Raw genomic sequence first — 12,338 nt, forward strand, 5'->3', positions numbered from 1 at the left:
CTGTGCTCCTAGTATGGTTTGCGAATATCAACAAAGTGTCCGGCAACCGCAGCAGCGGCGGCCATAGCAGGGCTCACTAAGTGAGTGCGGCTGCCACGTCCTTGCCGGCCCTCAAAATTACGATTACTGGTCGAGGCGCAGCGATCGCCAGCTTCCAATTTATCGTCATTCATCGCTAAACACATAGAACAACCCGGTAAGCGCCATTCAAAGCCAGCCTCTAGGAAAATTTTATCTAAACCCTCCGCTTCAGCTTGATCTTTCACTAAACCAGAGCCCGGAACAACAATCGCCTTTACTCCATCAGCAACCTTACGCCCCTTGGCGTGAACCGCTGCGGCGCGAAGATCCTCAATACGAGAGTTAGTACAAGAACCAATAAACACCTTATTGATGCTCACATCAGTCATCAAAGTCCCCGCGGTTAAATCAACGTACTCCAAGGCCTTTTCGATGCTGCTACGCACGGTGGAATTAGTTGCATCCTGTGGATTAGGCACAAGCTGATCGATCGCAACCACTTGGCCGGGATTGGTTCCCCAAGTCAGCTGTGGGGCAATATCTTTGGCATCGAGTACCACAACAGCATCAAATACTGCGCCTTCATCGGTTTTTAACTGCTCCCAGGCAGCAATGGCTTGAGTCCAGCTTTCTCCCTTGGGTGCAAATTCACGACCTTCTAGATATTCAGCTGTCGTCGCATCAGGCGCAATCATGCCAGCTTTCGCGCCCATTTCGATGGCCATATTACACACAGTCATGCGTCCTTCCATGGATAAGGCTTCAATCGCCTCACCACAGAACTCAACCACATAACCTGTGCCGCCATCCATGCCGATCTTACCAATAATCGCCAGTACAATATCTTTCGCTGTAATGCCCGATGCTACATGGCCACGCACTTCAATCTTCATGGTCTTGGCTTTTAATTGACGTAGCGTCTGCGTCGCCATCACATGCTCAACTTCTGAGGTACCAATCCCGAATGCGAGTGCACCAAAGGCTCCATGAGTGGCTGTGTGAGAGTCGCCACAAACGATGACTGTACCCGGTAAGGTAATGCCTAATTCAGGACCCATCACATGTACAATGCCTTGGTTCTTATGGTGAATATCATAGAGGCGTACACCGAACTCTTTACAGTTACGCTCAAGAGTTTCAACCTGAGTACGCGCCATAGGGCTCAGAGCATCTAGACTTGCACTGGTTGTGGATGTGTTGTGATCCATGGTGGCGAAGGTTTTCTGTGGCGCTCGTAATCTTCGACCAGCGACCTTTATCCCACTGAATGCTTGCGGTGAAGTCACCTCATGTACTAAATGCCTATCAACATAGATAATTGGCGCCTCAGCTTCGGGGGCTACAACCACATGGCTGTCCCATACTTTTTCATATAGCGTCTTAGCCATGACTACACTCCCTCTCTTACTAGCTGTGAAATGTAATCACCCATCTCGCTAGTCGATTTTGCTTGGTGACGCTGCTCCGCTGGCAACAATTCACCCGTCAAATAGCCATCACTCAGTGCTTTACCGACGGCGTTTTCAATGGCAGTAGCCGCCTCTTCTAACTTAAGGCTATGACGCAGCAACAAGGCAGCCGATAAAATTTGTGCCACCGGGTTAGCAATCCCCTGACCTGCAATATCTGGTGCACTGCCACCAGCGGGCTCATACAAACCAAAACCTGAACTGTTCATACTGATTGAAGACAGTAATCCCATAGAGCCGGTTAGCATGGCTATCTCATCGGAGATGATGTCGCCGAAAAGGTTCGAGCACAGCATGACATCAAATTCATCTGGGCGGCGTAGTAGCTGCATGGTCGCATTATCGATATAGATATGTTCTAGCTCGACGTCTGGGTAATCCTTAGCGACCTCTTCCACCACTTCACGCCAGAGTACCGAGCAGGCCAGTACGTTGGCTTTATCCACCGATGTCACTTTTTTACGGCGACCTTGCGCCGTATCGAAGGCGATTTTAGCGATGCGAGTGATCTCTTTGCGGCTGTAGCGCATGGTATCGAAGGCTTCTTCATTTTCACCTTCACCTTGGCGCCCCTTGGGCTTACCAAAATAGATCCCGCTTGTTAGCTCGCGAACACAAACCACATCAAAACCACGAGAAGAGATATCACTGCGCAGTGGCGACATATGCTCAAGGCCGGCGTGTAATTTGGCAGGGCGCATATTACAGAACAGCTCGAAGTGGCCACGAAGCGGTAATAAGGCACCACGCTCAGGTTGATCGTTCGGTGCAAGGTGCTCCCATTTAGGACCGCCGACAGAGCCAAACAGAATCGCATCAGCAGCTTCACAGCCTTTAAGTGTTGCATCAGGAAGTGGGCAGCCATGATTATCGATAGCGGCGCCGCCAACATCGTACTCGGAATATTCGATAGAAAGTGTAAAACGTTGTTCAACTGCTTTTAACACCTTACGTGCTTCAGCCATCACCTCTGGTCCAATGCCATCTCCGGCCAGTACTGCAATCTGATAACTCATACTTCGGCTCACTCCTGTGGTTTATTCTTCAATTTGTTCTTTAAACTTATTCGTTGATACATACGCATCAGTATCGATTCGACAACTTACACGCCACCTAGCTCTCGCTTGTTCTGCTGAATACGCTGTTTACAATCGGCGACTTTATCGGCGCGCCAAGTTAGGTTCATCACATGGACTAAGGCCTTGGCTGACGCTTCAACCACGTCGGTGGCTAAACCGACACCGTGGAAGTTTTGCTCGCGATACTTAGCGGTGATGTCCACTTGGCCCAAGGCATTTTGCCCCTCGCCTTTTGCGCTTAACTGGTAACTAGTAATATTGATTTCACAACCGCTGGCACGAGCCACAGCCTTATAAGCAGCATCGACTGGGCCGTTACCCGTCGCCGCTTCGGTAACAGTTTCACCGTTAACCGCAACTTTTACCGTGGCAGTTGCGCTACCTTCTGTAGAATCTGAATGCACCACTAATTGCTGTAATTTATAATGATCATCGCTTTCGGCTTGGGCTTCCATAAAGGCCAGAGCCTCAAGGTCGTAATCAAAGACCTGCCCCTTCTTATCCGCTAGCGCCAAAAACTCCTCATACAAGACATCCATATCGTAATCTTGCTCACCATAGCCCAGTTCACTCATACGGTGTTTGATCACATGACGGCCAGAACGCGATGTCATATTTAAGTTATTACGGTTCAAGCCAATGCTCTCAGGCGTCATAATCTCATAAGTGTTTTGCGCTTTTAGCATGCCATCTTGATGGATCCCCGATGAGTGGGTGAAGGCATTCGCGCCAACAATGGCCTTATTCGCCTGCACCGGCATATTACAAAGTTGGCTGACTAAGCTTGAGGTACGGTGGATCTCTTTGGCATTAATGCCAGTCTCAAGTCCTAATTCGCCCTTGCGAGTCGATAGGATCATGGCAATCTCTTCTAGCGAGCAGTTACCCGCACGCTCACCAATACCGTTGACGGTACACTCAATTTGGCGAGCACCGTGCTGCACCGCAGTAATAGAGTTAGCAACCGACAAGCCTAAATCATCATGACAATGCACAGAGATCACCGCTTGGTCGATATTCGGTACGCGATTAAACAGAGTCTGAATGATGCTGCCAAATTCACTCGGTACCGTATAACCCACAGTGTCGGGAATATTAATGGTACGCGCACCCGCTTTAATCGCCTCTTCCACCATACGGCACAAGTTGTCGATAGGTGTGCGGCCTGCATCTTCACAAGAAAATTCCACGTCATCGGTGAAACGACGAGCGTACTTCACCGCGCCTACCGCCATATCCAGCACCTGATCAAATGAACGCTTTAATTTACTCTCAACATGAATGGTCGAAGTTGAAATAAAGGTATGAATACGAAACTGCTCAGCCACAGATAAAGCCTGCGCGGCGGCATCGATATCCTTTTCTAGCGCACGCGATAGGGCACAAACGCGGCTATTTTTAACTGTCTTAGCAATGGTTTGAACCGACTCAAAGTCACCTGGCGATGAAACGGGAAAGCCAACTTCCATCACATCAACACCTAAACGCTCTAACGCGAGTGCAATTTGAAGTTTTTCCTTAACCGTTAAGCTTGCTGCTAATGCTTGTTCACCATCACGTAGGGTGGTGTCAAATATAATCACTCGGTTAGACATCTATCTTCTCCATTGAACATCACTGTTCCGTTATGTGGTCACTTTGCTGGTTTTGATAAAAATACAAAAAACCCCGCTCTATATGCGGGGTTTATTAATGCTGGCTCATTTTAAAGCGTATAGCACTAAGTCCTCCGCGCAGGTTCTGCGAGAATGAGAATAAGGAGTCTTAGTAGTGCACCGTTCAATTTCATCACTTTTTATTCAACCTAAATAGATAAATATGCTCAACCCTGCCATTGAGTCGATTAATTTTTAACTTGCTCAGCTGCCAGTGTCAACCATAAATTCGCTTACTAGAGTTATTTTCAAGCTAATTATTGCTCTAAAAAAGCACTAAAAAGACGCAGAATTGCGCAGAAACCAACTTTAACGCCATTTTACGTCCCAACAACGTACATATCCGTAACATGTCGCAATATTCTCTCGCAACAAGCTTTTTATGCACATTTTATTTAGATTCGTTATAATGCGGCTCAAGTTGAAAGAAAGCGGATAAGGATTCTCCACTGAAGCGTTCAAAAATGGATTTTCGCATTATCATTCTCAGTTTGATGCTGTGGCTTTCGCCTGCGTATTCATTAACCCTAGAACAGCTAGATCAACTCAATACCTCAGTCTTTCAATATCCCAGCAAAGCTCTCAATAGCATTCATGCTATTGAACAAAACCTTCAAGCCTATTTAGATCCCAAGGTGCTACAACTGCGCATGAGCTCGTTTAAGTGCGAAACCTATCTTCAGCTAGGTGAGAATGCTGCGGCCATAAACGTAGCTAGACTCAATGAGGCAAAAGCCAAACAGCTCAAACTAGATGAAGCTAGGCCCTACTTTCTTAATTGTATGGCTCAGGCCTATGTTAATTACGGTAATTACCAACAGGCATTACCTTTAATTCACTCATCTATCACCATGTCTCGTCGCTTAGAGCAACCCCAGGCTTTGATTAATGCTCTGTGGCTCAGAAGCCAGCTAGACGCAAAGGTTCAGCATAACGACACAGCTATCGAAGACTTACGTCTAGCGCTAGACCTTTATCCGCAAATTAAAAGACATGATGCACAGTGGCTGCTAACCCCTTTTGCGTACTTAAATGCTTCCATGGCAAAATTATTGATGGATGTAAATGAGCCTAAAGAGGCTAAGATCTTCCTAGATAAGGCGCTTGAAGATAAGGATTCGGCAGGAAAAATCGCACTTAACTTATCGATTGCTGCCGCCAACTTAGCTCAATCGAACAATCAAGCTAAGCTAAGGGATCACTATATTCAAATAGCAAGAAGTAAACTGGCCGAGCTTGGCAGCCCCTTTGAGCTAGCCGTTGCATACAAGCAAATCGCCTTTATAGATTTTAGTAGCGAAAAATACAGTAGCGCGGAGCAACTGCTTAACTTAAGCATTAATACTTTTAGGAAAGAATCAAACGCCAGTGCAACCATCAGTGCCTTACATCTGCTCGCACAAGTCAAGTTAGCTCAGGGTCAAGAGAAGTTAGGCCTAAAACTGATGAATGAAGCTGTAGCAACAGCGAAACTAAAAAAACGTTATACGGATCTTAAGCTTTGCTATGCAGTACTTGCCAATTACTTTGCAAAGAAGCAGGATTTCGCCCTAGCCTATGATTACCAACTCAAGCAATTTCAAGCCTCTGAGAATGAGACTCTATTTATCCAGAAGATCTGGCTATCTCATTTAAAATCAGACTTAAGCCGTCAACAACAAGCCTCAAACACACAGCAAAGTATCAGCGCTGCAGCCCTACCTAGTCAGCTGATCCCCAGAGAACTCTTGCCAATACTGTTTGTTCTCCTCAGCTTAATTATCTTTATCTCTTGGTATAATAGACGGCCACCGAAGTCGTCACTGGAAATTAAAGAGCCGATTCCGATACGGCCTAACGCGACGGGTAAGCAAAAGCTAGAGGATATGCTCAGCGTAAGTAAGCACGCGAATTACCCTCTATCATTATTAGTGCTCGATCCGAGTGGAGTCTTGAGTAGTGAGATCCCTTTGATGATTGAGCAACTGAAGACGAAGTTGAGAGTTCAAGATCTGTTGTTCCTGCAGGAAGAGCAGCAATTATTAATCATGCTACCTCATACGTCTGAGGCTGCGGCGCTCAATGTTATCGAGCAGTTATCGGATACGGTGGCAGAGTGGCAAAACGACAGCAAGGTCAACATTGGCCTTGCCAGCATGCAGCAGTTTGATAATTTACAATCTATGATAAAGCGAGCCAACATCAGTCAGCTCAGACGATTAAAGCCTGTTAGCCAAAACCGTCAGCAACCGCCAATGAGAAAGTCAGGCACTTAGATAAAAACGCGTAGATAACCAGCTTACGCTTGGCAGACTTTCTTTATATTAGCCTTCCGCTAGATAATCAGCGATCTCATCTAGGAATTCGCCACCGAAACGTTCGAGCTTGCGCTCACCAACACCATTTACCGCTAGCATTTCCCCCGGGCTAGTTGGCAATATGGCAGCCATTTCCGCTAACGTCGCATCGTTAAATACCAAATAAGGCGGCACATCTAACTCTTCGGCCAGCGTACGGCGCAGCAGTTTAAGCCTAGCAAACAGCTTACGATCGTAATTGAGTGGTGCGCGAGGATTGGTACCGCGTCGCTTAGTGGTTTGAATAACGATTCTTGGCTCAGCGAGTAATAACTCCACCTCACCCTTTAACACTGCTCGCGCAGAAGGATTCAAGGTGACCGACGAGCCACGGGTGATATCTTGATTGGCAAGGCCAAGATGGATCAACTGGCGGATCACGCTGAGCCAATGCTCGTGGCTTTTCTCTTTGCCTATGCCCCAGGTCGATAACTTGTCATGGCCACGCTCAATCACGCTCGCCGACTTTGAACCACGCAACACTTCAATAAGATGATTAATACCAAAGCGTTGCCCAATACGATAGATACAAGACAGCACCTTTTGTGCATCTTGAATACCGTTATATTTCTTAGGCGGATCGAGGCAGATATCGCAGTTACCACAAGCTTGTAGCGCAGGTTCATCGAAATAGTGCAGTAAAACTTGGCGACGGCAAGTCTGCGCCTCAGCAAAGGCAGCCATGGTATTGAGCTTATGAAATTCCACTTGCTGCTGTGGGCCCGGTTCTGACTGCTCAATCAAGTGACGCACTCGACCAATATCGGCAGGATCAAACAGCATTAAGGCTTCAGAGTCTAAACCGTCACGACCTGCGCGGCCGGTTTCCTGGTAATAGGACTCAACACTCTTGGGAATATCGTAATGCACCACATAGCGCACATTCGACTTGTTAATTCCCATACCAAACGCCACTGTCGCCACGACAATATCGAGCTGATCTTTTAAGAATCTATCTTGGACATCAGCGCGCTCTTCTTGAGTCTTACCAGCATGATAAGCTTCAGCTTGATGGCCCTGCAGACGCAAGCGCTCGGCGACCTCATCGACTCGGCGGCGACTGCTGCAATAGACGATACCACTGCTACCGTTTTGCGCATCAACAAACTGACGCAACTGATTGGCTGCGTTGAGCTTTTCAGCCACAGTATAGCGAATATTAGGCCGATCGAAGCTTGTCAGTAAAGAGTGCGGCGTAATGGTTAAACGCTCGCAAATATCGGCTCGTGTCGCCTTATCAGCCGTAGCCGTTAACGCCATAATCGGCACTTGCGGAAACTGCTGGCGTAGACGGCCTAACGCAGCATATTCTGGCCTAAAGTCATGGCCCCACTGTGAGATACAGTGCGCCTCATCGATAGCAAACAAAGACACATTCAGTTCATGCAGCCTGTCGATAAAGCTCGCTTGTAACAGGCGCTCAGGCGACACATACAGCAGCTTAAGCTCGCCATAACGCATCTTTTGCAGTACCTGCAGGCTCTCTTCCCTTGGCTGAGAGGAGTTTAAATAAGCCGCTGACACCCCTGTCTGGATAAGGCTATCGACCTGATCTTTCATTAGCGAGATCAAGGGAGAAACCACCACAGTTAAACCGGGCAAGACTAGAGCGGGTAATTGATAACACAGGCTTTTACCACCACCTGTCGGCATGATAACCAGGCAATCTTGTCCCGCGCAGATCTGCTCAATGACCTCCCTCTGCCCCTCTCTGAAAGTTCGGTAGCCAAATACCGACTGAAGGGTGGAAGATAACTGATCGACTGAAGTATCGAGCGCCGCCTGATCCATAATGAACCTGTGTTTAAAATAGGGTCGACTATTCTAATTGAGGCGAGCCCGCTTGTCTCTCTCGAACAGCACTGTTGAGCAAAATTTAAGCTTGCATACCTCTAACCATTAGCGATAGATTAAATACTCTAAAGATAAGATCACTAATCGAAGAAAAGGAAGCCAGATGAGTCAGCTTATTCAACAAGAAACCCTACGCAGAGTCGCCGAGATTTTTGATAAGCAGGTGCCGTTTCACAATCTACTGGGTATGGATATCAAGCGCTACGATCTGGATGGTGTTGAAGTTCAAGTGACCATGAAACCAGAACTGATTGGCAATATTCATCAGCAGATCCTCCATGGCGGAGTCACGGCAACGGTACTCGATGTGGTCGGTGGCCTTACCGCTTTCTCTGGCTTAGTTGCCAGCCGAGATGATTGGAGCCTAGAAGAGCTAGAAAGCCGCATTAAAACATTAGGCACCATAGATATGCGAGTCGATTATTTACGCCCTGGCCGTGGCGAAATTTTTACAGGTACAGGAACAGTGATCCGTTCAGGTAACCGCGTATCAGTATCGCGAATGGAGCTACATAATGAAAAAGGCGACCATATTGCTTTTGGCACAGGGACTTACATGGTTGGATAATCTAATTCATAAGCACAGACCTAGTCGCTGAATTTTGTGGCAGCATAAGTTTCCTCAGTGTCAGTTTGGCATAACAGCGGCTAGCTTGATTAAAACAGATGCCAACTTGAGTCTAAGGCTCAGCAAGACTACAATCCTCAGCTACTTCCCTATTTAGCACATTCCAATGCAAGAAACTGAATACCGCAAAGGCATAGTCTATGCTATTTGCGCCTATACCCTTTGGGGATTTGCCCCGATCTATTTTAAGTTGCTCGACAATGTACCCGCGGCCGAGATTTTACTGCATCGAGTGATCTGGTCATTTTTCTTTGTCACCCTATTAATCGCCATGTTTGGTGGATTTGCACGTTTACGTCATCTACTTAAGCAGCCAAAGCAACTTGCCGTACTGTGCGTCACCTCAGTGCTGATTGCAGGTAACTGGCTGTTATTTATCTGGGCGGTCAATAACGACCATATGCTTGATGCCAGTTTAGGCTACTTCATTAATCCGCTGGTGAATGTCAGTCTAGCCATGATATTTCTAGGCGAGCGCCTACGTAAGCTTCAGTGGGCGGCTGTTGCGCTTGCTGCAACTGGGGTAACCATTCAGCTGATCTCATTTGGCTCTATTCCATTGGTATCACTGGGTCTTGCCTGCTCATTCGCCTTCTATGGTTTGTTACGTAAAAAAGTGAACGTTGATGCTAAGACAGGCTTACTGGTAGAAACCGCCATCTTATTTCCGATCGCACTCGTCTATCTGTTTGCGAACGTCGGAGATTCATTTAGCCACTTACTCAGTAATGATCTGCATCATAATCTATTGCTTATGGCTGCTGGGATTGTTACTACGGTACCTCTAATTTGCTTTGCCTCTGCAGCCGTTAGGATCCCGTTTTCAATGTTAGGCTTCTTCCAATATATTGGCCCAAGTATCATGTTTGTGCTGGCGATAGCCCTATTCAACGAACCCTTCGATGCCGAAAAGGGCATTACCTTTGCGTTCATCTGGGCGGCACTGTTCCTATTTACGCTAGACATGCTGTACAAGCGAAAAGCAAAAAAATAATCCTTATTTTTTAGCCCAACAAAAAAAGCGAACCTCAGGGTTCGCTTTTTTGAATTTGAGACCGCCAATCCTTGCTAACGATTTAGCAATTTACCCGGCTCTTGTAAGCTTACAATCAGCGGGTAATTATGCAGCGTCGGGATCATCACTAATTTCTCTGCATTGCTGTTGGCGACAAAAGCTTTTTGCTCGTTAGCCAGTCGAAACCAGCCTAACTGAAACCCTGGCATTCCCATGCCGTTGGCGCGTAAATCAGGCTTAAAGTCAGGCTCTTTCTTCAAATCTAAACGCTTGATCCCAGCACTATCAATTTCAGATATTGGCAAGCTAAAACCGTAGAAAGGAACGTCGAGAGTCAAGCTATCCGAACTCATAATCAGTTTCGAATCATTGACCTTGTAGAACATCCAACTAAACGCCAGCACCAAAGGCAGCAATACCCCTATGCTGACCGCCTTACTGACTTGCGGCATCTTCTTAAAGTAAATAAACACAGCCAAACCAATCAAAAGAGCGATTAACGCGACAAAACTACCATGCCCAGTCGAGGTTAATGGCGCCAATGGATAAACCTGAGGCATAGACGATCCTTATCGATAATTAACAAGTCGTCTGTATTCTTGCATACAGACATAATATGTCAACATCGGGCCCTATTGAGCAAATTACAGTTCGAGCGTCAAAATTTTAGATTTACGTTGGTAGTTATAAAGCTGCTTTTTCTTCTCTGGCAATTCATCAACTTCAACGATGTTAAAGCCATGCTCTAAGAACCAATGAATACTGCGAGTCGTCAGCGCAAATAAGCGTGAGTAACCACGCACTCTTGCCTGACCAATGATGTTTTGCAGCAGTAAACTGCCTCTGTCGGCATCACGATACTCAGGGTGCACCACTAAGCAAGCAAACTCACCCGCGTTGTCTTCTTCAAAGGGATAAAATGCCGCGCAGCCGATAACTAAACTGTCGCGCTCAATCAACATAAACTGCTCGATCTCCATCTCTAGCTGTTCACGCGAACGTCTGACTAAAATGCCTTTTTGCTCGAGTGGACGAATAAGATCTAAAATGCCACCAATATCCCTAATCGTTGCTCTACGCAGACGCTCGGCGCTTTCGGTAACAATCTGGGTACCGATACCATCGCGGGAGAAGAGTTCCTGTAAGAGAGCACCATCATCGAGATAACTCACAAAGTGACAACGACTGACCCCATTACGGCAAGCATCGATACTGGCCTCTAAGAAGGCCTTAGTTCCTACACATAAAGGAGAAACCTCAGGGAAGTCATTCAAGATTTTTTGCGCTTCGGTAGGCATCAACTCCGCCACAACCTGCCCATCGTTATCTAAGATACCTTTCTGGGCACTAAAGCCTATCATCTTGTCTGCTTTGAGTTTTATTGCAATTTGGGTGGCTACCTCTTCCGCAGTTAGATTAAAGCTCTCACCCGTTACTGAGGCCGCCACAGGGCCTAGCAATACGATGCCGCCATTATCAAGCTGACGCTGTAAGCCTTGACCATCGACACGGCGCACCTTTCCACTTAGGCAATAATCGACGCCATCTTCAACCCCTAACGGCTGGGCAATCACAAAATTACCACTGACCACGTTGATTTGTGCCCCTTGCATCGGGGTATTACTGAGGCTCATGGATAATCGCGCCGTGATATCGAGATGTAAGCCACCAACAACCTGTTTAATGACTTTAAGGGCATCTTCTTCTGTCACCCTCACACCATTGTAATATTCGGCTGCCAGACTATGCTGCGCCAGCGCTTCATCAATTTGCGGCCTCGCACCGTGAACTAAGACTATTTTGATCCCAAGGCTGTGCAATAGCGCAATATCATTGATAATTGCGCGGAACTGTTTCTGTGCCAGCGCTTCACCGCCTAGCATCACAACGAAGGTCTTGCCTCTATGGGCATTAACATAGGAAGCGGAATGACGGAATCCATCAACAAGTTCAGTGGTACGCACGCTAGAATCACCTTTAAAATAAATAGATATTCATTTGAACTGCTACCCAGCACACAATGAGTCAGCAACTTACCAAGATGATATTGCATTTAAATTCATTTAAAAAGCATTTATTTTCATTTTATTTGTTTATATTTTGGCTATACGCTGAGCAGCAAGGCCGTGGGGTTTCTTATTACCGAGCCAGTTAGAATTGAGCAAGTGAGCAGTTAGCGATGTGGCTGAATTTACAATGACCAAATACCAAGAGATACCAAGAACCACTGAATTTTAGGCAAAAAAAAGCCTCTATAAATAGAGGCTTTTTCCAAGATGCT

The 12,338-nt window shown here is 46.7% G+C and carries 9 protein-coding genes; 3 read left to right on the forward strand and 6 right to left on the reverse strand.

All coding sequences use genetic code 11. From position 1 onward, the window contains the following. Positions 1-8: 8 nt before the first annotated feature. From leuC to leuA, 3 genes are all read right to left on the reverse strand, one after another. On the reverse strand, positions 9-1,409 hold the full coding sequence (gene leuC, locus Q1A86_RS02305; protein ID WP_299802389.1) for a 3-isopropylmalate dehydratase large subunit: 1,401 nt from the start codon (positions 1,407-1,409) through the stop codon (positions 9-11). 2 nt (positions 1,410-1,411) lie between these two features. Then, positions 1,412-2,506, reverse strand: a complete 1,095-nt coding sequence (gene leuB, locus Q1A86_RS02310; protein ID WP_299802398.1) for a 3-isopropylmalate dehydrogenase — start codon at positions 2,504-2,506, stop codon at positions 1,412-1,414. Positions 2,507-2,592: 86 nt separating this feature from the next. Then, positions 2,593-4,164 carry a 2-isopropylmalate synthase gene (gene leuA, locus Q1A86_RS02315; protein WP_299802403.1) on the reverse strand — a complete coding sequence of 524 codons (1,572 nt, stop codon included), beginning with the start codon at positions 4,162-4,164 and terminating at the stop codon, positions 2,593-2,595. Between the two features lie 524 nt (positions 4,165-4,688). On the opposite strand from leuA, the gene Q1A86_RS02320 reads away from it, so the two are divergent. Beyond that, positions 4,689-6,479 carry a histidine kinase gene (locus tag Q1A86_RS02320; protein WP_299802409.1) on the forward strand — a complete coding sequence of 597 codons (1,791 nt, stop codon included), beginning with the start codon at positions 4,689-4,691 and terminating at the stop codon, positions 6,477-6,479. A 48-nt stretch (positions 6,480-6,527) separates the two neighbouring features. Here Q1A86_RS02320 and recQ read toward each other — a convergent pair whose 3' ends face one another. Beyond that, positions 6,528-8,351, reverse strand: coding sequence for a DNA helicase RecQ (gene recQ, locus Q1A86_RS02325; protein WP_299802417.1), 1,824 nt, complete (start codon positions 8,349-8,351; stop codon positions 6,528-6,530). Positions 8,352-8,517: 166 nt separating this feature from the next. Here recQ and Q1A86_RS02330 point away from each other — a divergent pair, with 166 nt between their 5' ends. After that, the gene (locus Q1A86_RS02330; RefSeq protein WP_299802426.1) at positions 8,518-8,982 is read left to right on the forward strand and encodes a thioesterase family protein; all 465 of its coding nucleotides are present in this window, start codon (positions 8,518-8,520) and stop codon (positions 8,980-8,982) included. A 166-nt stretch (positions 8,983-9,148) separates the two neighbouring features. Continuing rightward, positions 9,149-10,036: an EamA family transporter RarD gene (rarD, locus tag Q1A86_RS02335; RefSeq protein WP_299802434.1), complete on the forward strand. Its 888-nt coding sequence runs from the start codon at positions 9,149-9,151 to the stop codon at positions 10,034-10,036. Between the two features lie 74 nt (positions 10,037-10,110). Here the strand turns inward: rarD and Q1A86_RS02340 are convergent, their stop codons facing one another. Beyond that, positions 10,111-10,617, reverse strand: a complete 507-nt coding sequence (locus Q1A86_RS02340; protein ID WP_299802439.1) for a hypothetical protein — start codon at positions 10,615-10,617, stop codon at positions 10,111-10,113. An 84-nt stretch (positions 10,618-10,701) separates the two neighbouring features. Continuing rightward, entirely contained in the window at positions 10,702-12,021 is a 1,320-nt protein-coding gene (gene argA, locus Q1A86_RS02345) for an amino-acid N-acetyltransferase (protein ID WP_299802444.1), read from the reverse strand. Positions 12,022-12,338: the final 317 nt, after the last annotated feature.

It is taken from the genome of uncultured Shewanella sp., from assembly GCF_947497935.1.
In the GTDB taxonomy this organism is placed as follows: Bacteria; Pseudomonadota; Gammaproteobacteria; order Enterobacterales; family Shewanellaceae; genus Shewanella.

What these genes read in the sequence shown, in the direction of transcription:
- leuB (WP_299802398.1), bottom strand. Translation starts at nt 2,506, where the DNA reads ATGAGTTATCAGATTGCAGTACTGGCCGGAGATGGCATTGGACCAGAG.
- leuC (WP_299802389.1), bottom strand. Translation starts at nt 1,409, where the DNA reads ATGGCTAAGACGCTATATGAAAAAGTATGGGACAGCCATGTGGTTGTA.
- Q1A86_RS02340 (WP_299802439.1), bottom strand. Translation starts at nt 10,617, where the DNA reads ATGCCTCAGGTTTATCCATTGGCGCCATTAACCTCGACTGGGCATGGT.
- Q1A86_RS02320 (WP_299802409.1), top strand. Translation starts at nt 4,689, where the DNA reads ATGGATTTTCGCATTATCATTCTCAGTTTGATGCTGTGGCTTTCGCCT.
- rarD (WP_299802434.1), top strand. Translation starts at nt 9,149, where the DNA reads ATGCAAGAAACTGAATACCGCAAAGGCATAGTCTATGCTATTTGCGCC.
- recQ (WP_299802417.1), bottom strand. Translation starts at nt 8,351, where the DNA reads ATGGATCAGGCGGCGCTCGATACTTCAGTCGATCAGTTATCTTCCACC.
- Q1A86_RS02330 (WP_299802426.1), top strand. Translation starts at nt 8,518, where the DNA reads ATGAGTCAGCTTATTCAACAAGAAACCCTACGCAGAGTCGCCGAGATT.
- leuA (WP_299802403.1), bottom strand. Translation starts at nt 4,164, where the DNA reads ATGTCTAACCGAGTGATTATATTTGACACCACCCTACGTGATGGTGAA.